Source organism: Paraburkholderia sp. IMGN_8 (assembly GCF_038050405.1).
GTDB lineage: Bacteria > Pseudomonadota > Gammaproteobacteria > Burkholderiales > Burkholderiaceae > Paraburkholderia.
Genome location: NZ_CP150900.1, coordinates 2,910,702 through 2,931,735, shown reverse-complemented (window position 1 = coordinate 2,931,735; position 21,034 = coordinate 2,910,702). Strand labels below are relative to the sequence as shown.

14 protein-coding genes are annotated in these 21,034 nt (G+C 65.4%); 10 read left to right on the top strand and 4 right to left on the bottom strand.

The annotated features are described in order from the left end of the window. Positions 1 to 202: 202 nt before the first annotated feature. From WN982_RS13515 to WN982_RS13500, 4 genes are all read left to right on the top strand, one after another. The gene (locus WN982_RS13515) at positions 203 to 670 is read left to right on the top strand and encodes a hypothetical protein (protein WP_341312488.1); all 468 of its coding nucleotides are present in this window, start codon (positions 203 to 205) and stop codon (positions 668 to 670) included. A 99-nt stretch (positions 671 to 769) separates the two neighbouring features. Further along, a complete protein-coding gene (locus tag WN982_RS13510; protein ID WP_341312487.1) occupies positions 770 to 1,225 on the top strand; it encodes an Rrf2 family transcriptional regulator in 456 nt (151 codons plus the stop codon). 144 nt (positions 1,226 to 1,369) lie between these two features. After that, a complete protein-coding gene (locus WN982_RS13505; RefSeq protein ID WP_341312486.1) occupies positions 1,370 to 2,017 on the top strand; it encodes an NAD(P)H-binding protein in 648 nt (215 codons plus the stop codon). A 188-nt stretch (positions 2,018 to 2,205) separates the two neighbouring features. Beyond that, a complete protein-coding gene (locus tag WN982_RS13500; protein WP_341312485.1) occupies positions 2,206 to 4,812 on the top strand; it encodes a mechanosensitive ion channel family protein in 2,607 nt (868 codons plus the stop codon). A gap of 60 nt (positions 4,813 to 4,872) precedes the next feature. On the opposite strand, the gene WN982_RS13495 is transcribed toward WN982_RS13500, so the two are convergent. Continuing rightward, positions 4,873 to 5,517 carry a cysteine dioxygenase family protein gene (locus WN982_RS13495; RefSeq protein WP_341312484.1) on the bottom strand — a complete coding sequence of 215 codons (645 nt, stop codon included), beginning with the start codon at positions 5,515 to 5,517 and terminating at the stop codon, positions 4,873 to 4,875. 137 nt (positions 5,518 to 5,654) lie between these two features. On the opposite strand from WN982_RS13495, the gene WN982_RS13490 reads away from it, so the two are divergent. Both WN982_RS13490 and WN982_RS13485 read left to right on the top strand, forming a co-directional pair. Beyond that, positions 5,655 to 6,137 (top strand): Lrp/AsnC family transcriptional regulator, encoded by a 483-nt coding sequence (locus WN982_RS13490; protein WP_341315790.1) that lies wholly within the window; start codon positions 5,655 to 5,657, stop codon positions 6,135 to 6,137. A gap of 185 nt (positions 6,138 to 6,322) precedes the next feature. Beyond that, entirely contained in the window at positions 6,323 to 6,520 is a 198-nt protein-coding gene (locus WN982_RS13485; protein ID WP_341312483.1) for a hypothetical protein, read from the top strand. Between the two features lie 33 nt (positions 6,521 to 6,553). Here WN982_RS13485 and WN982_RS13480 read toward each other — a convergent pair whose 3' ends face one another. Then, positions 6,554 to 8,989 (bottom strand): FUSC family membrane protein, encoded by a 2,436-nt coding sequence (locus WN982_RS13480; protein WP_341315789.1) that lies wholly within the window; start codon positions 8,987 to 8,989, stop codon positions 6,554 to 6,556. Positions 8,990 to 9,191: 202 nt separating this feature from the next. Between WN982_RS13480 and recC the strand changes: the two genes are divergently transcribed. The 3 genes from recC to WN982_RS13465 are packed head-to-tail and all read left to right on the top strand — an operon-like array spanning position 9,192 to position 18,435. Further along, positions 9,192 to 12,563, top strand: coding sequence for an exodeoxyribonuclease V subunit gamma (recC, locus tag WN982_RS13475; RefSeq protein ID WP_341312482.1), 3,372 nt, complete (start codon positions 9,192 to 9,194; stop codon positions 12,561 to 12,563). Then, positions 12,560 to 16,252, top strand: coding sequence for an exodeoxyribonuclease V subunit beta (gene recB, locus WN982_RS13470; protein ID WP_341312481.1), 3,693 nt, complete (start codon positions 12,560 to 12,562; stop codon positions 16,250 to 16,252). The genes recC and recB overlap by 4 nt, the downstream gene beginning before the upstream one ends. Continuing rightward, positions 16,249 to 18,435 carry an AAA family ATPase gene (locus WN982_RS13465; RefSeq protein WP_341312480.1) on the top strand — a complete coding sequence of 729 codons (2,187 nt, stop codon included), beginning with the start codon at positions 16,249 to 16,251 and terminating at the stop codon, positions 18,433 to 18,435. The genes recB and WN982_RS13465 overlap by 4 nt, the downstream gene beginning before the upstream one ends. Before the next feature lie 70 nt (positions 18,436 to 18,505). On the opposite strand, the gene WN982_RS13460 is transcribed toward WN982_RS13465, so the two are convergent. Then, complete coding sequence (locus WN982_RS13460; protein WP_341312479.1) at positions 18,506 to 19,147, bottom strand: VC0807 family protein; 642 nt, start codon at positions 19,145 to 19,147, stop codon at positions 18,506 to 18,508. Positions 19,148 to 19,307: 160 nt separating this feature from the next. Between WN982_RS13460 and arfB the strand changes: the two genes are divergently transcribed. Next, positions 19,308 to 19,712 carry an alternative ribosome rescue aminoacyl-tRNA hydrolase ArfB gene (gene arfB / locus WN982_RS13455; RefSeq protein WP_012432640.1) on the top strand — a complete coding sequence of 135 codons (405 nt, stop codon included), beginning with the start codon at positions 19,308 to 19,310 and terminating at the stop codon, positions 19,710 to 19,712. 3 nt (positions 19,713 to 19,715) lie between these two features. Here arfB and WN982_RS13450 read toward each other — a convergent pair whose 3' ends face one another. Further along, entirely contained in the window at positions 19,716 to 21,014 is a 1,299-nt protein-coding gene (locus tag WN982_RS13450; RefSeq protein ID WP_341312478.1) for an EAL domain-containing protein, read from the bottom strand. Between the last annotated feature and the right edge of the window lie 20 nt (positions 21,015 to 21,034).

Below are 21,034 nucleotides of genomic sequence, written 5' to 3'. Positions count from 1 at the left end.
ATCGCGTTTGACAGAACCGCGACGGATCGCGCGGCGGCTGGTGCGACGGCTTGTGCAATTGACCCATCGAATGGCGCAAGCCTTCGCCACGAGGCTCTTGCGCGGGCTTCCAGTTGCTCGCCGGGGAGACCGTGCAGCGCAACGGCGTATCATTGGCGCGTTTTCGCATGCGGAAGCCGCTTGACGCGGCTCATACTCAAACATGATTTCATCTATTCGTTCGCCGTTGCTGCGTCGCGCCGCTTTTGTCGTTCTCGCGTTGAGCGGCCTGGCTGCTTGTCAGAAGAATGATGCATCGGCAGGGCAGGTCGCCGGCAAGCTCAATGACGTCGCGCAAGCCGCCGGTCAGAAGCTCGATCAGGCGGCCAGCTATGTCGGCCAGCAAGTCGACGCGACCAGGGCCGCTGCGCAGCAGAACCTCGACTCGGCCTCCGCGCCGTCGATCAAGATCGATCCAGCGTCGCTCGCATCAAGCGCGCAAGCCAATCTGCAAGGCGCGGCGAGCGCGGCCAACGCGCAGCTTGGCAAGGCTGCTTCGCTGACCGGTCAGAGGCTGGAGACGGCAGGGCGCAAGCTGCAGGAATGGTCGGCGCAGAATACGGCGTCGTCGGCCAACGCTTCGACTTCTTCGTCGACTTCGAGCGATGCGCAAAAGCAGATGGATAAGTAAATGCGCCGGCGAGCCCGTTCGACGGTTTGAGGACAGTTTGACAAGCGAATTAAATGTAATTAATATGGTTACACATTGTCGTTGCCGGGCAGGTTTGCTGTGAATACGAGTAGCCGGTTTGCGTTTGCGGTGCATGTGCTCGCGCTGCTGTCGTTGCAGGAGGGCGTGCCGTTATCGTCGGAGATGATCGCGGGCAGCGTGAATACGAATCCCGCGCTGATCCGGCGTCTGCTGACCATGCTGGCCGAAGCGGGCCTCACCAGCTCGCAACTCGGCGCGGGCGGCGGCGCGCTGCTGGCTCGGGCGCCGGAAGACATCACCTTGCTCGAGGTGTACCGTGCGGTGGACGACGCGCAATTGTTCGCGCTGCATCGCGAGGAGCCGAATCCGGCGTGCATGGTCGGGCGGAATATTCAGGTTGTGCTGCGTGACATCATCGGCGAAGCACAGCAGGCAATGGAGGCATCGCTTGGCGCACGCACGCTTGCCGATGCCACCGCAGACGTAGTGCGTGCCGAACGGGCGCGCGAACGCAAGCGGCGCCCGCACGGGTGACGCGATAAAGAAGCTGTAGGAGAGGGCGCGTGGCGAGTAGTCAAGACGCATGCGCTTGATAACGGACGGGGCGGTGGCCCCGCTTTTTTCCGCATTATATGTAATTAACATGGTTACATATAAGCTAATGACAGGAGCATCGAAATGAGCAAACAGTTGAGAATCGCATTGTTTGGCGCCACCGGCATGATTGGTTCGCGGATCGCCGCGGAAGCAGCCCAGCGCGGCCATCAGGTGACGGCGCTGGCGCGCAATCCGGCACGCGTGCCCGCCGACGTGGCGAATCTGCATGCTGCCAAGGCGGATCTGCTCGACGCCGCCAGCGTCGGCGCCGCGGCGCGCGGTCACGATGTGGTGGCCAGCGCCTACGCGCCGCCGCACGGCGATGTGGCTGCGCTCACGAAAGCGACCCATGCGCTGGTCGAAGGCACGCGCGCCGCCGGCCTGAAGCGCCTTGTGGTGGTGGGCGGCGCGGGTTCGCTTGAAGTGGCGCCGGGCAAGCAACTGGTCGATACGGACGGTTTTCCCGAAGCCTACAAAGCGGTTGCGCTCGCGCACCGTGACGTGTTCAACTATTACCGTAGCGTGGCCGACCTCGACTGGACTTTCTTTGCCCCCGCCGCGCTGATCGCTCCGGGCGAGCGCACCGGCAAGTTCCGCACGGGCACGAGCACGTTGCTGGTCGACACCGAAGGCAACAGCCGCATTTCCGCGGAAGACTACGCGATCGCCTTCGTCGATGAACTGGAGCAGGGCCGTTTCATTCGTCAGATCGCGACGGTGGCTTATTGAGCGTAGCGGAAGCGCTATGACGCCTGCGCTCTACATGCGCGTGGTAATGGGCGTGCCGTGGATGTGAAAGCCAGTCCGGCCTCACATTCCGGGCACGCGCAAGCGTCCTAACATTCGGTTACGCATGTTCGGTCGCTCGCGGTGCAACTGCGGCTACACTGGCGTCTCCCGTTTTCTTACGGATCGCCATGCAGTCATGCCCATTGTGGCGTGAGTCCGGGGCTGCGCCGTTCAACGGCGGGCAGCCGGCGACTCGCGCCGCCTTTCAATTTCCTTTTAGTCATACCCGATGCGGCGCTCGCCGCGGCGTTCACGCGCGCGTCGCGGCGTGGCCCGGCGCGTGGTCGGCCATTGTCTGCCTCGCGCTGCTGCTGTGTCTGGGATGGATGCCCGCCAACGCGCAGGCCGCCGGTAGCACCCCGGTCATTCCGGCGTTGCAGAGCCTGATCAATAGCGCGACGGCGACGCCCGCCGCGGCCTCCGGCGCCTCGGCGGCAGAGGCGGCCTCCGCGCCGTCGCCCGCCAGCCAGGCGGAACTGGCACGCTCGCTCGACAGCGTCATTGCCACGCTCGACAACGACCGTCAGCGCACCGCGCTTGTCGCGCAACTCAAGAAGCTGCGCGACGTCTCGCAGAACGTCGCACCGCCGGCGCCCGCGCAACCGAGTCCCGGCTTGCTGGGCGCGATCGCGTCAGGCATCGCGTCGTTCGAAACCGGCGTGCATCAGGGCCGCTCGCCCGTGCACTACTGGGCCGGACGCTTAACTGCGGCCGGCAACGAGTTGTATACGATCATTTCGGGCCAAGGGCAGGAGAGCCTCGGCCACATCGTGTTGTCGATGTTCGCGATGCTGGCCGGCTGGGGCGCCTGCGCCGGCGCCCTGATCTATCTGCAGCACCGCTTGTACCGGCGCTTCGGCATCGTCATGGGACTCAAGCCGAATCCCACCACGCGCGAGCTGCTGATTTTCGCGTTGCGCCGCGTGGGCCCCTGGATCGTCGCGTTTCTCGCGGCGCTCCTGTTCGTGCACGCGATGCCCGATGCGCTTGGCCGCACGCTAGGCATGGTAGTCGCCTATGCGATCGTTGCGGGCGCGGTGTTTTCGGCGATCTGTCTGATCATGTTTTCGCTGTTCGGCTCAGGGCATCGGCGGGTCGCGGTGCATCTGCTGATCGATCACGCGCGGCGCTTGCTGTTCGTGGTCGGCGTGTGCGGCGCGCTCGGCGATGCGGCTGTGAACTACGACGTCGCGCATCAACTCGGGTCGAACCTTGCCGCCCTGATTTCGACGGTGGCCAACATGACGGCCGCCGTGCTGACCGCGTATTTCGCGGTGGCGTTCCGCCGCCCGGTCGCGCATCTGATCCGCAACCGGGCCTACCAGCAGCGCAACGATCATAAGGCCGCGACCGACGCGTTCGACGTGCTCGCGTCGCTATGGCACGTGCCGGTGCTGGTACTCGCGACGGCCTCGGTCGTCGCCACCCTCGGCGGCTCGGGCACCAGCGAAAGCGTGCTGCAGATTTCTCTGGTGACCGCGCTGTTGCTGGTGCTGGCCTTCTTCCTGTCGGCCATCGTGCTGCGCATGACGCGCCCGCGCAGTCCGCGCGCACGCCGCCGCTCGCCGTATCTGACGCGCTTGCTGCGCTTTTCCGGCACGTTGCTGACGCTCTTCATCTGGCTGTTTTTCTTCGAACTGGCAGCGCGTTTGTGGGGTTTGTCGCTCGCGGCGGTGGTCGAAAAAAACGTTGCGGCGCGCGGCATTGCACACGCTGTGACGGCGATCATCGCGACGGTGTTCATAGCGTGGCTGTTGTGGATTCTGGTCGACACGGCGATTACTGAAGCGCTCAACCCGGGCAGCCTGCGCAACAAGTCGCGCAATCCGAGCATGCGCGCGCGCACGATGTTGCCGCTGGTGCGCAACGTGCTGCTGGTGTCGATCATGACGATCGCCGGTATCGTCACTGCGGCGAACCTCGGCATCAACGTAACGCCGCTGCTGGCAGGCGCGGGCGTGATCGGTCTGGCGATCGGTTTCGGCGCGCAGTCGCTCGTCACCGATCTGATTACGGGCCTCTTCATCATCATCGAAGATACGATTTCAGTCGGCGACTGGATCGATGTCGACGGTGGCCATGCGGGCACCGTCGAGCATCTGTCGATCCGTACCGTACGGCTGCGCGACGGGCAGGGCGCGATTCACGCGATCCCGTTCTCGCAGATCAAGATCGTGAAGAACCTGTCGCGCGATTTCGCCTATGCGGTGTTCGAAGTGCGGATGGGCTTCTCGACCGACGTCGATCAGATCACGCAACTGATCCGTGAAGTCGGCGCCGATCTGATGGCCGACTTCCGTTACCGGCGCGAAATGCTCGGGCCGATCGAGGTGTGGGGACTGGACCGTTTCGATCCGAACTGGATGGTCGTCAAAGGTCAGATCAAGACACGGCCACTGCAGCAATGGAGCGTGGCGCGGGCCTTCAATCTGCGGCTCAAACGCAAGATGGACGAAGCCGGCATTGAGATACCTGTGCCGCAGATGCGTGTGTACACATCGTCGAAGGATAACGAAGGGCAAGCTCTGCCGGACGACGACCTTCCTGGGTCCGGCGTGCACGGTCATGCGCACGCGCATGCTGATACGGCCTCATCGGTACGGGCTGCTCACCTGGCTGCCGCGGTGGCGCGCGATGTCTCGCACGAACCGCGTCCTGCGCCGCCGCCGACTGGACAGACTGCGCCGATCCCGCCGCAAATACCCACAGCAGGCGAAGCAGGTGGCAAAAGCTGATTGAATGACGAGCGGGTCGGCCAAGGTCTCGGCCCGCATCGCCAAGCGGAATGAGCGCGCCTAGGCGAGCGCTGGCGCGTCGGCTGCACGCACCACGTCGTTGACATGCGTGGCGATTTGCGCGCCCGGGACGCCGTAGATATGCAGCGAGACAGCGGGCTCGCTGCTGCAATTGCCCAGCCGGTGAATGCCGCCGCGGCCGCCGCGCACGAACGACACCGCGCCGCTGTTGCGAGCTTGCGTGCGGGTGGCGCTTGCGCAATGCTGTGCGCCGTTCCATTCGAATACCGTTTCGCTCAGCGTGCCGTCCAGCACCGCATAGCCGCACCACGTGTGATGCCCATGCACGGGGCTCGCCTGATGTGGCAGCCAGACCAGTGCGGCTATGGCATAGCGGCCCTGCGGGTCGGCGGCTAACAGATGACGCCGATAGTTTTCGGCAGAGCCTTCGCGTTGCGCAGGCGTGAGCAGCGCGGGATTCGCCGCGGCGTCCGCGAGCGCGATGCGCATGGCGCGGGCGAAAAAGGCGGAGTCCGACGGCTTGGGGAATTTCGCGCAGGCTTCGAAGATCGCGTCGAGCGCGTCGCACAGGTGCGCGACCGGCGCGCTTCGTTGCGCGCGTGAGGCCGCTTCATTCGGTTCGGCAAGCTGCGCGCCGCTGGCGGGGGGGCAGTCGAAAGGTGTCGGACGGAGGCCTTGGTTCATGATGGCTGTGCAGCGGGCGGCTGCTTTCTCGATATTTTTGGATAGCTACATTTATACCTGTTTGTCTGGAGAAAGAGTTTCCATATAATTCCCCTCGGGTTCTTAAAAGTAGAATAATTTTCTATGGGGGTGAAATGATGGGAATGGATATCATCGATCGGAAGCTGCTTGAACTGTTGCAGGAAGACGCGACCCTCCCGATCGCCGAGTTGGCGCAACGCGTGAACCTGTCGCAAACGCCTTGCTGGAAACGGCTGCAACGTCTGAAGGAGGCGGGCGTGATTCGCGCGCAGGTGGCGCTGTGCGACGCGCGCAAGCTCGGCGTGGGCACGACCGTATTTGTCGCGGTGCGGACCAACCAGCACACCGAGGCCTGGGCGCTGACTTTCACGCGTGCGGTGCAGGATATTCCGGAAGTCGTCGAGGTATACCGGATGAGCGGTGAAACCGATTACCTGCTGCGCGTGGTGGTGTCCGATATCGACGACTACGATCGCGTCTACAAGCAGTTGATCGCCGCCGTGCCGCTGTACGACGTGAGCTCGAGTTTCGCCATGGAGCAGATCAAGTATTCGACGGCGTTGCCGGTGCGGCCGTCGGCCGCTGTGGAAGGGCGCTAGCGGCGAGTTTCTGCGAGTTGCGGCAGTCCTGGCGCCTGGCTGCTGCAACGAGCAAGGCAAGACGGCGAATCTGCCTGCAACACCATGTGAGCTTGTCCAATTGCAAGCCGTGTGCAAGCTCAGTGGGCGTAGAATGCCGCCTTTCCAGACATAACCGCGACTGCCTCGCGAACCGAGCCCGCCTCATGAACAATCCGCCGCGCAAGAAGAACCCGACCTTCGGCATTGCCATCTTTATTGTGGTCGCGGTGCTGCTGGTGATCGCTACGCTCGTCTACAACGCCATCACGGAAAAGCGCGATTTCGACCGCCAGAAAGCCCCGGCGCTGTCGAGTGCATCGGACGCGGCGGTAGCGACAGCGGCGAGCGGCGCTTCGCAATAAAGCGCGCCAGGGCGGAGCATCGCGCCGCGGCCTCTACAAGTCTCGCTCTTCCGGCAGGCGAATCACGCTCGCATCCTTGCGAATCAGTGCCGACGCCGCGAGCATCTGCTTGCATTGATGCGCAAGCAATTTGATGTCATGCACGGCGTCCGCTGAATAGTCCGGCGATTTCTCCGCCTCGACCACCATCGCATCCAGTTCACGCGTCAACTGTTTGATCTGCTCGCCCTGATCGGCCGGCGGCGCATTGCCGGCCTCGGCTTCGGTCAGATTGTCGCGGACTATGCTTAGCGCGCGTTGCAGCGATTGTAGCGAGACGCCCTCTGGTTGTTGCGCCGAGGTGCGCAGCAAAGGCGCCGCCACCGTGATCTGCGACGCCAGCACGTGGCTGCGCACCAGCAGGCCATTCAGTTCCGGCACGAACTTCTGCGCCGACTTGGGCTCCAGCATCATGCGCTGGAACGCCTGGCCAAGATTGGCAAACGCGACATGGACGTTCTTGCGCGCGAGCCGGTAGCGATAGTCGCGATCGAGCGCGGTAGCGGCGGCTGCTGCGGCAGCAGACGTCGCAGTAGCTGGTTTGGCTGTGGCGTTGTTGCTGACGGTAGTGGTGCCCGGGTTCGTACCTACACCCGCACCGTTGCCAGCAACTGCGAGCGCCGGCGTGCCGAACTCGATTGCCGGGTCCGCCATCGCCGCCACCGGTGCGCGCGCGCCGGCTTCGGTCACGGTCGCTGCAACCGCGGCGGCCGGTTTGCCGCTCCACCACCAGCTCGCTTCCAGATACTGCCGGGTCGCGTTGATCACGTTGTTGACGAGCTTGCCCATCAACCGGTATTCCCAGTATGGGAACAGATGGCTTGCCGCAATCGCGATCGCGCAGCCCACCACCGTATCGATCGCCCGTTCGCCGATGATGCGCATGCTGCCCGGCGCAAGCAGATGGAACATCAGCAGCACATACGACGACGTGAACACCACGCTCGCCGTGTAGTTGAACAGCAGCAGGCTGTAGCTCATCACCATCGACGCGAACATCACCACCAGCAGAACGGCCGGCTCTTTGACGAACACCATCAGCGCAATGCTGACCGCGCAGCCGATCAGCGTGCCGATGATCCGCTGCCCGTTGCGCTGCTTGGTCAGCGAATAGCCGGGTTTCAGAATGATGACGGTGGTCATCACGATCCAGTAGGCGTTGGTGAGCGGCAGCAGACGGCCGAGCCAGAAGCCGACCGCGACGGCAATCGTCACGCGCAACGCGTGACGGAAACTCGGCGAGGCCATCGTCAGATTCGAGAGGATCTGCCCGAACGGCACGCGGCGGCTCGACACGAAGCGCGTGAGCGCCTGGTCGAGGCGCAGTTCGGTTTCGGTGACGCGCGCGTCGCTCGACAGGCTCTTGTGCATCTTGTCGATCAGCCGCGTCGCGCTCCAGATGCGCCGGAACGTGGCCGACACCGCCGAATAGGCCTCGGGGTTTTTGGTCGCCAGATCCTGCTTGCGCATCAACTCGATCTCGAACTCGATGGCGCGCAATTCGGCCTTCACATTGACGCGCGTATGCGGCACCTGGTTTTGCAGCACCGCGAGCCCGATCTCTTCGAGATCGGCGGCGGCTTTGCGAATCAGATCGCGATAGAACACCAGCAGATCGGAGCCGCCGAACGTGTTGCGCACCATCGGGTAATCGGTATGCGTGCCGACAAACAGTTCGTGCAGATCGACGGTGTTGATAAACAGATTGAACAGCATCGCGCGGCGCGGTTCGAGCCGGCCGGTTTTCAGCTTCGGCAGGTTGCGCAGCACGATGTCGCGCGCGGCATCCTGGCGATCGACCGCGGCGATCTGCTTGTCGACCAGATTGCGGTAGCACTCGTCCAGATCGTTATCGAGATCGTAGAACGCCGCGCGCGCGAGCAGATAGTCGGCGCACGCGAACACGCTTTCGGCGAGCGCCTGCTGTTCGATGCGATGCATCATCCAGCGGCTCACGAAGGTCGACCAGTAGGTGTACCAGAGGCCGCCCACCAGAATCCACGACGCATTGACGAGCGCCTGCATCGGCGTGAAATGCTCCTCGAGCGTCATGATCATCATGAAGAGCGTCGCGAAGCTGATCTGCGGCCAGCGGTTGCCGTACACGACGATCAAGGACAGCACGAAGGTCAACGGTACGACCGTGCACCACAGCGCCACCGAGTTGACCGTGGCGAGGCCGGTGGCGAGCGCGGCCAGGAAGCCAATCACGCTGCACGCCAGCATTTCGTTGTGCTTGTACTTGAGCGGTCCCGGCATGTCGACCACGCACGCGCCGAGCGCGCCGGTCGCGATCGTGAAGCCGAGATCGCGATCGTGAAACACGATCAGGCACAGTACAGCCGGTAACGAGACGCCGACTGCGATGCGCAGGCCGCCATAAAAGTACTGGCTATAGAGGAATTTTTTTATCTCGACCGAATAGCGCATCGACTGCCTGGATTCCATTCACAGAGAAAGCCGCGGTTGAAGGGACAGACCCAAACTGCCGTCGAGTCTAACTGATTTTGCAGGTGATCTGACCTCGTCCGTTTGGCCAGGTTCTGCCCCAGTAGCGCGTTTGTTATGCTGTCGCTTCAATGTCTGCCGTGGCGCGAGTGTTCCACTCGCGCCGCACGCTTCCCTGGGATCCATGCTCCAACTCTTCTACTCGAACCGCTACGAAACCCTTGTCGGCGCGCTGCTCGACGACCTGGCGCAAGCGCCGTCCGATCCTTGGGCCGCGCAGCCTGTCATCGTTCCGAGCGCGGCGGTGCGGCGCCGGCTCGAACTCGATATCGCGGCTCGCCAGGGTATCTGCGCAAATGTAAATTTTGGTTACCTCGCGCAATGGCTGTGGACGCAGATCGGCGGCGTGATCGAGGTACCGAAGCATTCGCCGTTCGCGCCGGACCGGCTCGTATGGCGCTGCTACCGGTTGCTGGGGGATGCGGATGAAGCGCTGCCGTGGAATGGATCGCCGCGTCTGCGCACGTATCTCGATGCGGCCGATGCGTCGATGCGCTACGAACTGGCGCGGCGCGTGGCGACCGTGCTCGACCACTATCTGACTTATCGCCCGGAATGGCTGCTGCAGTGGCAGAAGTGCGGTTCGATCTTCGCAAGCGGCGCGGCGGACGACAACGGCCCGCGTCTGGTCGGCGCAAGCGAAGCGGCACGCGAAGACGAGCGCTGGCAAGCCGCGCTCTGGCGCGCGGTGCTCGCTGAAGTGGCGGGCGATGCGCAAACGCCCGCGGCCGCTTTGCCGCCCGCGTACCGTTTCCTCGACGAAATCCGCACGCTCGATCTTGAAGCGATCTCGAACGCGCAATGGCCGGAAGCGGTTAGCGTATTTGCATTGCCGACCATGCCGCCGCTGCACGTCGCGTTGCTGCGTGAGCTGTCGCGCTGGGTCGATGTGCGTCTGTACGTGATGAACCCGTGCCGCGAGTTCTGGTTCGACGTCGTCAGTGCGGGGCGCGTCGAAGCGCTCGACGCGGCGGGCCAGCTCGACTATCAGGAAGTCGGCCATCCGTTGCTGGCGGAGTGGGGCCGCCAGACTCAGGCGCAACTGCACATGCTGCACGAGTTGACGGAGAGCGCCGCATCCGGCGAGACCGGCGACTTTACCGAGAATCCCGCACCGAACTGGCTGGCTGCCGTGCAGAACGGCATTCTCGATCTGCGAGCGGAAACGGACACCGACGAGTTGCCGATCGAGCGCGGCGTTGAAGTGCATGTGTGTCACAGCCTGTCGCGGCAGCTGGAGGTGCTGCATGACCGCCTGCTCGGCTGGTTCGATGAGTTCGACGACCTGCAGCCGTCCGACGTGCTGGTTGCCGTGTCCGATCTCGCGGCCGCCGGTCCGTTGATCGACGCGGTGTTCGGCACGGCGCCCGTTGGCGATACCCGCCGCATCCCGTATCGGATTACCGGTTTGCCGCCTTCGCAGACCAATCCGGTCGCGCGTTTGCTGCTCGACTGGCTGGCGCTGCCGGAGCGCAGCGTCGGTGCGCCCGATCTGATCGAATGGCTGCGCGTGGACGCGATCGCCGCGCGTTACGGAATCGATGCCAGCGCGCTCGAAGCCGCGCAGGAATGGCTCGCGGCAGCCGGCGCGCGGCGTGGGCTTGTGCCGGTCGAGCCGGTCGGCGAACACGTGCCGGTCGCGCGTCATACTTTCGCCGACGCGCTGACACGTTTGTACCTCGGCTACGCAATGCCCGACGGCGGCGAGCCGGTCGATGCATGGCTGCCCGTTGAAGGCGCCGGCGGCTCGGACGCCGAATTGCTCGGCCGCCTGTCGCGTTTCGTCGACGATATCGACACCTTCGCGCAACACTGCGCGGTCGAACAAACGCCGGCCGAATGGACGCAATTGCTGCTCGAAACGCTTGCGCAGTGTTTCGACGGCGGCGTCGAGTTCGCCGACTCGCTGGCTGCTGTGCGCGACGCGATCGACAGGATGGGCGATGCGATGCGCGCCGGCGCGCAAGACGTGGCGCTGCCTGCCGCCGTGGTGCGCGGCGCGCTTACCGAAGCGCTCGACGACCCGGCGCGCGGCGGCGTGCCGTGGGGCAGCGTGACGTTTTCGTCGCTGACCAGTTTGCGTGGCTTGCCGTATCGCATTGTCTGCCTGCTCGGCATGGACGACGGCGTGCTGCCGAGTCTCGCGCGCGCCGACGAGTTCGACCTGATGGCCGCATTCGGCAAGGCAGGCGACCGGCAACGCCGCGACGACGAGCGCAACCTGTTTCTCGATCTTTTGCTGGCCGCACGCGATCGTCTCTTCATCGCCTATACAGGCCGCAGCATTCGCGACAATGCACCGTTGCCGCCGGCCGCGCTGGTCGACGAATTGCTCGACCATCTCGCGCAAGTGTCGGCGGGCGAGGATGCGAGCCCTGCGGAGATCGAAGCCGCGCGCCATGCGTTTATCGTCGATCATCCATTGCAGGCATTCGCATCGGACTATTTTTCGTCGCAGCGCGGGTTGTTCACCTACGACACCGATCGCGCGGAACTGGCCAGCTTGCTGGCCGCGCCGCAACATCCTCCAGCCGCGCCGTTCTTCGATCGACCGTTGCCGGCCGAAGACGCCGCTCCGGTTGCCTTCGACGAATTCGTGCGCTTCTGGCGTCATCCGGCGCGTGCATTGCTGCGCGACCGGCTGGGTATCGTGTTGTCGGATGCGCAGGGCGAATTGCTCGACACCGAGCCATTCGAACTCGACTATGCGGGCCGCGATGCATTGGCCGATCGTCTATTGCCCGTGTTGCTGGACAGCGATGCTGAAGACGACGCAATGTTCGAACGCGTGCGCCGCGTCGCCGAAGCAAGTCCCGAGTTGCCGGGCGGGGCGACTGGCGCCGTATGGCGCGCACGCGAACTGGGCGCGCTGCGCCAGCTCGCGGACAGCGTGCGCCGCGAAGTGGCCTCGGGTGTCGAGCGCTTGCCCTTCGTGCTCGATATCGCGCCGCGCTGGCCGGACAGTGCCGCTACCGAAGCGCTCTTCGGCGCTTACGACGCGGTGCTGCGCCAGGCGGCCGAAACCCCGTTGCAACTGCACGGTACCTTGAATCTTCTGACCGAAACAGGACAAGTGATTTTCCGCTACGCCAAACCCACCGCGCGCGACTACCTGTCTGCGTGGCTCGCGCATCTGGTCTATTGCGCAGCGCAACCGAATGGCTCGCGCCGCACTGTCTGGCACGGCAGCGGAGAAAGCTTCGAGCTCACGCCGGTCGCCGCGCCGCTCGACGAACTGGCGCCGCTTGCCGCTTTGTTCAGAGCGGGGCGCAGGTTGCCGTTGCGCTTTTTCCCGAAGAGCGCCTGGGCCAAAGTCAGCGAGAGCGATTCCGCCGCCCAGGGCGCGTGGATCAATGAACGTGTGCGCGGCGAATCCGATGACCCGGCCTTGCGCATCGCGCTGCGCGGCACGCCGCTCACGCTCGACGAACCGTTCGGCAGCCTGGCGTCGATCGTCTTCAAACCGCTCGTGCAACATCTGCGGAGCGCGTCATGAGCGGCGCGGTTCGGGATTACGCGCTGGCCGCCGAGGAGCTCGATGTCTTCGCCTGTTCGCTCGACGGTGTCAACCAGATCGAGGCGTCGGCCGGAACCGGCAAGACCTGGAACATCTGCGCGCTGTACGTGCGGCTCCTGCTCGAAAAGAACCTCAACGCCGATCAGATCCTCGTCGTCACCTTCACGAAGGCCGCGACTGCCGAATTGCACGAGCGGATTCGTGGCCGGCTCGCGGAATTGCACCGGGCCATCGAAACGGACGACGACGGCGGCGATCCGTTCATCAAGCGCCTTTTCGAAACGACCTTGGCGCCGGCACGGGGCATCGAGCGCGACGCCGCCTTGAAGGTGGTGCGCCGCGCGCTGCGCACCTTCGATCAGGCCGCGATTCACACGATCCATGCGTTCTGTCAACGCGCGTTGCAGGAAGCGCCGTTTGCCGCCGCGATGCCGTTCGCGTTCGAGATGGAAGCCGACGACGCCGCATTGCGTTTCGAAATGGCCGCCGATTTCTGGCGCGAGCAAGTGGAACCGGTGGCGCACGCGCATCCCGCGTTTGCTGCATGGCTGGTGCAGAGGCGCGCCGGCCCCGCGTCGCTCAACGAGCAACTTGCGCGGCGCCTGAAAAAGCCGCTCGCACAATTGCGCTGGGGCAGTGCCGACGCAGGCGGAAGCGCTGCCGATCCGCAGTCGAGTTTCGACGCCGCCGGCGAGGTCTGGCACGCGCAGCGCGACGCGATCGTCAGTCTGCTGGCTGAGGCGCAAGACCGTTTGAGCAAGACCTCGCACAAGCCGGAACTCGTGAGTGCCGCGATCGCGGCATGGACCGACTACTTCGCGCAGGGCGATTGCCATGCGCCGCCGCCGCGCGCCGCATTGAAGCTGACGGCTTCGGCGTTGAAGAAGGCCACCAAGGTCAAGTTCGAGCCGCCTGAGCACGCGTTCTTCGTGCATGCCGAGGAACTGGCGGCCGCGGTGGTCGCGGCCGAGGCCGCGCAACGCGCGCGTTGGCTCGCGCTGGTGCAGACCTGGCTCGACTACGCGCCCGCCGAGCTGGTGGCGCGCAAGCGCACGCGCCGCGTGGTGTCGTTCGACGATCTGCTGTCCAATCTTTATCGCGCGCTGGCCGCGCATCCGTGGCTTGCCGACGCTTTGCGCACGCGGTATCCGGCGGCGCTGATCGACGAGTTTCAGGACACCGATCCGCTGCAGTTCGCGATCTTCAGCCGCATCTTTGCGCCGGCCGGGCCGCTGTTTCTGGTCGGCGATCCGAAGCAGGCGATCTACAGTTTTCGCGCAGCGGATTTGCATACTTATCTGGCGGCGCGCGCGGCGGCTTCGGCGTGCTACACGCTGGCCGTCAATCAGCGCTCGACTGCGCCGATCGTCGAGGCCTGCAATCGTCTGTTCGAAGCCAATCCTCAGGCGTTCGTGCTCGACGGTCTCGACTATCAGCCGGTGCGCGCCGGCGAGCGGCGCCGGCCGCCTTTCTCCGATCCCGATGCGAACGCGGGCGATTTCCGTATCTGGACCTTGCCGCAAGGCGACGCCGCGTTGACCAAACGCGAAGCCCAGCGCGAGGCGAGCGAAGTGTGCGCTGCTGAGATCGTGCGGCTCTTGCGTGGCGCGCGTGAGGGCACGGTGGCGATCGGCGACGCGCCGCTCGCGCCGGGCAATATCGCGGTGCTGGTGCAGACGCATAAGCAGGGCAGTTTGATCAAGCGCGTGCTGGCGGCGTGGGGTGTCGGCAGTGTGGAACTGGCGCAGGCCTCGGTGTTCGCGACGCTCGACGCCGAGCAGATCGAACGCGTGCTGGCCGCAGTCGATACGCCAGGCGATCTGCGCCGCTTGCGCGCCGCGCTCGCCACCGATTGGCTCGGCATGGACGCCGCCGCGCTCTGGCGTCTGGAGCAGGTCGCGGATGCCCCCGCACCGGCCGACGATCCCGCGCACGCCGCCGACGCAATGGGCTGGGTCGAGCGTTTTTCGCGTTATCGCACGTTGTGGCACGAGCGCGGCTTCGCGCTGATGTGGCGCACGCTGATGCGCGAGTTGCGGGTCGCGCAACGGCTGGTTGCCGGACCGGACGGCGAGCGGCGTCTCACGAACGTGAACCATCTGGCCGAACTCGTGCAGGCGCGCGCCGCCACGCAACCGGGCATCGCGCCCACGTTGCGCTGGCTCGCCGCGCAGCGTACACAAGGTGGCGGCGAAGACGCGCAATTGCGGCTCGAGTCGGATCGCAACCTCGTGCAGATCGTTACCGTCCACAAATCGAAAGGGCTCGAATACGCGGTCGTATTCTGTCCATTTCTGAACGACGGGGCGCTGCGCGATCCGCCGTCGTCGGGACTGCCCGATGCACGCGAGTATCACGACGAAACCGGCGACGCAGTGCTGCACTACGGTTGCGATGACGACGAAGCCGAGCGCGCGTCGCGTTACGCGGCGCGCGAGCAGGCGGCCGAGCGGGCACGGCTCGTCTATGTGGCGCTGACACGCGCGGTGTACCGCTGCTACCTGGTCGCCGGCACTTACATGTCGTCACGCTCCAGCAAGGAATCGCGGCGCAGCGTGCTGAACTGGCTGGTGGGCGGCGGCGGCCACAGCTTCGACGACTGGCTCACCGATCCGCCCGACGAAGCCGCCTTGTCCGCTCGATGGCAGGCGCTGGCGGGCGGCCCGATTGTGTTGCAAGCCTTGCCCAAGGTCGAGCGCCGCGTGCCGCTCGAAAGCATGCAGGATAGTGGCGCGCGGATGCAGGCGCGGGTCAACCGCCGGCCGTTGCGCGATCAGTGGCGCATGGCGAGCTTCAGCGGCCTGATCGCGGCCGGCAGCAAAGCCGAAGACATGCAGGCGCCGGTGGAAGAGGTGCGGCCCGACCACGATGAGATTGCCGACGCGCTCGCGCCTACGCCGCTGCCGGCGCCGCAAGCGCCATCCTACGCGGCGGACGACATTCTCGCGTTTCCGCGCGGCGCAGCGGCGGGCGACTGTCTGCACCGGATGTTCGAACTCGCGGATTTCACCGAGCCGCACACCTGGCCAGACGCGATCAGGGGCGCGTTGCGCGAGCGCCCCGCGGCGGCGGTGCCGGAACTCGCGGCGCGCTTGCCCGCGATGATGCATAACCTGCTCACGGACGTGGTGACAACCGAACTGCTGCCCGGCATGGCGCTCGCGAAACTGAATCCGCGGCGGCGGCTGAACGAACTCGAGTTTCTGTTTTCGGCGCCGTCGCTCGACTTTCCCGCGTTGCGCGAGTTGCTGATCGAGCATGGGTATCCCGACGTCGCGCTGGAACCGGGCGTGTTGCGCGGTTTCGTCAAAGGATTTATCGACATGATCGTCGAGCACGACGGACGTTTCTGGATCGTCGACTGGAAGTCGAACCATTTGGGCGACACTGCTGCTGACTACGCCGCGGCGCCGCTCGAAGCGGCCATGGCGAGCCACGCGTATCACTTGCAGGCGCTGCTTTATACGGTCGCGCTGCATCGTTATCTAAAAACGCGGCTGCGCGATTATGCATACGACACGCACATCGGCGGCTATCTGTATCTGTTCGTGCGCGGCGTGCGTCCGGGGTGGCGCGACGCCGACGGGCCAGCCGGCGTGCACATGCGCCGGCCCGCGTTCGAACTGGTCGCGTTGCTCGACGCGGCGATGATCGGGGGTGCGGCATGAGCACGTTCGATCAGACGTCAGTCGCGCCGCCGGCGCTCGACGATATCGAGGTGAACGCGCCTGCGCCGGCTGATTTCAGCACCGCGCTCGCCGAAGGATTCGCGCGCCGCATCGGCACGCTGGCGCGGCGCGGCGGCGCGTCGGCAGAGGCGGTGAAGTGGGCTGCGCGTGCAGCCTTCGCCGCGAGCCTGGCGACTGACGAAGGACACGTTTGCGTACCGCTTCCGGCGCTTGCTCGGCGCTCCGGCGCATCGAGCGCCGACGTGCGCGCGGCGCTGTTCGCAAGCGGGATGGCCAGCGACGGTTCGCAAAGCGCGGCGGCACTGCGTCCGCTGGTGATCGACGGGCAAGGGCGGCTCTATCTCGCGCGCTACTACGATTACGAGCGGCGCCTCGCGCGCTCGCTGGTGGCGCATGCGGCGGAGGATGCAGGTGTAGGGCAGACGGATACGCACGCGCGCGACGGCAAGCTCCGTGCTGGCAACGCGGGCGCCAATGCGAATGCCAGCGGCCGCGCTAACGCCGATGCGAACGCCAACGCAACCTCGCAGACGCTGCGCGAGCGCCTGCTGCGCTACTTCGGCCCGCCCCAGGACGACGCGATCGACTGGCAGCGTGTCGCCGCAGTGATGGCGCTGTCCGGGCGGCTCACGATCGTCAGCGGCGGTCCCGGCACCGGCAAGACCACCACCGTGGTCGGCGTGCTGGCCTGCCTGCTGGATGCACGCGCCGATCTGCGAATTGCGCTGGCTGCGCCCACTGGCAAGGCGGCCCAGCGGATGCAGGAAGCCTTGCTCGCGCGCGCCGGCGATTTGCCGCCGGAGCTCGCCGCGCGGTTGCCGCAGACTTCGTACACCTTGCATCGGCTGCTCGGTTCCGGGCCGGGCGGGCGCTTCCGGCATCATCGCGACAATCCGCTGCCTTACGACGTCGTCGTGATCGACGAGGCGTCGATGATCGACGTCGCCATGGCGGCGCATCTGCTCGATGCCATCGCGCCGCAGACGCGTCTCGTGATGCTCGGCGACAAGGATCAGCTGGCGGCCGTCGAGGCCGGCGCGGTATTCGCCGAACTCAGCGCACGGCCGGCTTTTACGCAAGCAGGGCTGCAGCGGATCGCCGGCGCGCTAGGCATTGAAGCGGCGCGCCTGTCTCAGGCATTGCCGGGGACCGCGAGCGGCTTCGATGCGGGACCTGGCGATCCGTTCGCGCATGCCGGCGCGTCACACGGCCTCGATGCGCCACCACACGACCTGTTCGCATACGTGGACGAGCCAGACCGCTTCGATGCGCCTCCAGACGATCCGTTTGCAAGCGCCGCCAATCCCACAACCGCGCCGGCATCGCCCAGGCAGCGCCCGCTTGCCGACAGCGTCGTCTGGCTCGAACGCAACTATCGATTCGGTCTCGAATCGCCGATCGGACGCTTATCGCTCGCGATCCGCAACGGCTCCGCCGAGACGGCGCTAGACGTGCTGCGCATCGATCCTGCCGAACCCTGCGCCGCGGCGCTGCACGAAGACACCCACGCGACGCTGGCCGAGCGCACCGTCGCGCGTCTCGCAGCAGGCTTTGCACCGTATGCCGACGCGCTTGCCGCAGCGCTCGCGGCCGGCACGCCGGATCCGTTGCCGCTCTTCGACGCGTTGAACCGATTTCGTATTTTGTGCGCGACGCGTTCGGGGCCGCGTGGCGTCGATCAGGTGAATGCATCGATGGCCGCGCAGGTGCGGCGCACGGCGGGCGTGACGCTGGCGGTCGGCGCGCAGTGGTTCGCCGGCCGGCCAGTGATGGTGACGCGCAACGACTACGCGCTCGGTCTGTTCAACGGCGACATCGGGATTGCGATGCCAGGTGCCGGCGGCGCATTGCGAGTGTATTTCCGCACCGGCGACGGCGGTCTGCGCGCGGTGTCGCCTGCGGCGCTCCCGCCGCACGACACCGCCTTCGCGTTGACGGTTCACAAGTCGCAGGGCTCGGAGTTCGAACACGCGGTGTTGATGTTGCCGTCGGTGTTCAGCCGGGTGTTGTCGCGTGAACTCGTGTATACGGCGATTACCCGCGCGCGTGAACGGGTTGAAGTGATCGGCGCGCGCGCCGTGCTGGCGCAGGCTATCGCGACACCCACGCAGCGTGACTCTGGGCTGGCCGCACGAATTGCCGAGGCGTGGCGCGGTGCGTAGGAATATGGCGCGGGCGGGGTTGATGCACGGCACGCCGGAGTACCCGGAGCAGCCGAGTAGCCCGCCCCGCTCAGCTCGCGATGCCGTCCGGCTGCACGCGCGCCTCGACCCGGCTGCGCATGGTCTTGCGATACCACAGCGTCCACAGCGTCAAGCCGCCGTAGATGCCGTAGCCGATGAACGGCGAGACCACCAGGAAGCGCTCGATCGGCCACGTGAGGGCCATCCATGCACGCAGCGCGGTTTCGCCGGTCAGGCCGACTCCCCACACCAGCGTCATCAGCCGCAGCGAAGTAGCGAGCGCAGGGCGCTCGCGCCACAGTGCCTCGAAGCGCGCTGCGCCGCCTTCCATTTCACGGGCGACAGTGGCGCGCGCGAGAAAGAAGATCAGCGGACGGCGCATCGGCAACGACAACAGAAACACCACGCCCACCGCGCCGGACACCAGCGACTCACGCAGCAACAGCATGCGTGGACTGCCGCCCAGCGCCATCGCCGCGACCGACAGTACGATGCCGGCCACGACCACGACGCTCAACGCGTCGACGCGGCGGAATCGCGCCAGCTCGATCAGGCTCCAGACGATCGGCGGCACAGCGGATGCGATTAGCGCGCCCGTCTCGCCCAGATGAGGCAGTGCGAACCGGTAAGCGAGCCACGGCAGCAGGAAGTTAACGGCTAGTTCCAGCACAAAACCCGGGCGGAGCTTCATATGAATTTACGCTGTAAGCGGAAAACTGCAGTATCGATGAACTGGCCGTTCGCACGCAAATAGTTTTTCGCATCGGTGGGCGCGGTCGATAGCCGATAGTCGTCGTCGGTAGTCGATCCGCCCTGTGTACACTTGCGTGTTCTTAGCCCTTTATTGCGTCATGACCTCCCGTTATCCGATCCCGCCGAATGAAATCGAATTGACCGCAGTGCGCGCGCAAGGGGCGGGCGGTCAGAACGTCAACAAGGTGTCGAGCGCTATCCACCTGCGTTTCGACGTTCAGGCTTCGTCGTTGCCGGAGGTGCTGAAGATGCGTCTGCTGGCGTTGTCCGACCATCGGCTCACGCGCGACGGCGTCGTGATCATCAAGGCGCAGGAGCATCGCACCCAGGAGATGAATCGCGCGGCGGCATTGGCGCGGCTCGATGAACTGATCGAAAGCGTCAGCGTGACGCGCAAGCCGCGCGTCGCGACCCGGCCGACGCGCGCGTCGAATCTGCGCCGCCTCGACGGCAAGGCGAAACGCAGTGAGATTAAATCCGGCCGCGGCCGGGTGGACGATTAAGGCTCAGCGCTTGCCGCCCCGGCCTGCGGAGCGCACACCGCCCGGCAAGGGTGTCGGCACGAAGTCGACGCAAAGCACGTGGGTGTCGCCGTCGCGCTCGAACGCGATCGCCGCGGTATAGCAGTCCTCGCCGTCGGCCAGCGAATAATGAGGACCCATCATTGCGACACGTCCTGGAGCGGCCAAAGCATGCTTGAAATAGGTGCGCCGCGACCAGTTGCTGCGCGTGTCGGTGTAGAGCGGCGCGAGCCGCAGCGGTGGCGGCGGCACCGAGGCGGCCGTTACCGATGGCTGAGTCTGTTCGCCCTGACCGTCGGTGACGAACACCCGGCGCGCCTCGCGCAAATGCCAGATGTTTTGCGCCGCCTGCTGCAGATCGCCGGTCGCTTTGAACGTGTCGGCGGCGGCCAGCACCGCTTCGGCGAAACCTTCGAAGCCGAGCCGCTGGTGGCCGGCATGGACGCGTTCGTAATCGGCGAACTTACTCCAGATCGATTCGATCAGCGCGGGCACCTTCGCGCACGCTGCCTGCACCGAGCCCTTCGGCTGGCCGAGCCAGAAACCCTGCACAAAATCGACGTCGGCCTGCATCAGGATCATCAGTTCTTCGTCGGTTTCGACGCCTTCGGCCAGCACCAGCGTGCCGGACTGATGCAGCATCGCGATCAGGTGGCTGATCATCGAGTCGTCGCCTTTGCGCTTGCCGGCGCGCGCTACCAGCGAGCGGTCGAGCTTGACGATGTCGGGGCGGAAGCGCCACACGCGGTCGAAGTTCGAAAAGCCGGTGCCGAAGTCGTCGATCGCGATCAGGAAGTCACGCGGCTGCGAGGCGGCGAGCATGCTCGCGACGGCGGATTCGTCGTCGGCCGGCTGTTCGAGCACTTCGATCACGATGCGCTCCTGCGGCAGGCCGAAGTGCGCCGAAAGCTCGTCGATAAAGGTGCGCTGCGGCCAGCCGGTTTCGAACACCTGTGGACGCGTGTTCAGAAATAGCCAACCTGTCTCGATGCCTTGCTCCATGAAATTTGCCACATGCAGGCAGCGCGCGATGCGGTCGAGTTCGCGGGCCTCGGCGGCCGAGCGGGTACCGGAAAACAGCACCTCCGGCGACACCGGCAAGCCGACCGGATCGAACGCGCGCAGCAGTCCCTCATAGCCGACCACGCATTGGTGCGTCACCGACAGCACCGGCTGGAATACGCTATGCAAGGTCAACGCGCGCCATGTCGCGGTCCAGCCGGACTCGTCCCGGACCAGATGCGGGAGCAGGCCGCTCAGGGTCAATTCACTGACGGTTGGCATAAGGGCGGGCATGAGAGCGG

What these genes read in the sequence shown, in the direction of transcription:
- WN982_RS13505 (WP_341312486.1), top strand. Translation starts at nt 1,370, where the DNA reads ATGAGCAAACAGTTGAGAATCGCATTGTTTGGCGCCACCGGCATGATT.
- WN982_RS13495 (WP_341312484.1), bottom strand. Translation starts at nt 5,517, where the DNA reads ATGAACCAAGGCCTCCGTCCGACACCTTTCGACTGCCCCCCCGCCAGC.
- WN982_RS13450 (WP_341312478.1), bottom strand. Translation starts at nt 21,014, where the DNA reads ATGCCAACCGTCAGTGAATTGACCCTGAGCGGCCTGCTCCCGCATCTG.
- WN982_RS13480 (WP_341315789.1), bottom strand. Translation starts at nt 8,989, where the DNA reads ATGCGCTATTCGGTCGAGATAAAAAAATTCCTCTATAGCCAGTACTTT.
- WN982_RS13465 (WP_341312480.1), top strand. Translation starts at nt 16,249, where the DNA reads ATGAGCACGTTCGATCAGACGTCAGTCGCGCCGCCGGCGCTCGACGAT.
- WN982_RS13500 (WP_341312485.1), top strand. Translation starts at nt 2,206, where the DNA reads ATGCAGTCATGCCCATTGTGGCGTGAGTCCGGGGCTGCGCCGTTCAAC.
- WN982_RS13490 (WP_341315790.1), top strand. Translation starts at nt 5,655, where the DNA reads ATGGGAATGGATATCATCGATCGGAAGCTGCTTGAACTGTTGCAGGAA.
- WN982_RS13460 (WP_341312479.1), bottom strand. Translation starts at nt 19,147, where the DNA reads ATGAAGCTCCGCCCGGGTTTTGTGCTGGAACTAGCCGTTAACTTCCTG.
- recC (WP_341312482.1), top strand. Translation starts at nt 9,192, where the DNA reads ATGCTCCAACTCTTCTACTCGAACCGCTACGAAACCCTTGTCGGCGCG.
- arfB (WP_012432640.1), top strand. Translation starts at nt 19,308, where the DNA reads ATGACCTCCCGTTATCCGATCCCGCCGAATGAAATCGAATTGACCGCA.
- WN982_RS13515 (WP_341312488.1), top strand. Translation starts at nt 203, where the DNA reads ATGATTTCATCTATTCGTTCGCCGTTGCTGCGTCGCGCCGCTTTTGTC.
- recB (WP_341312481.1), top strand. Translation starts at nt 12,560, where the DNA reads ATGAGCGGCGCGGTTCGGGATTACGCGCTGGCCGCCGAGGAGCTCGAT.
- WN982_RS13485 (WP_341312483.1), top strand. Translation starts at nt 6,323, where the DNA reads ATGAACAATCCGCCGCGCAAGAAGAACCCGACCTTCGGCATTGCCATC.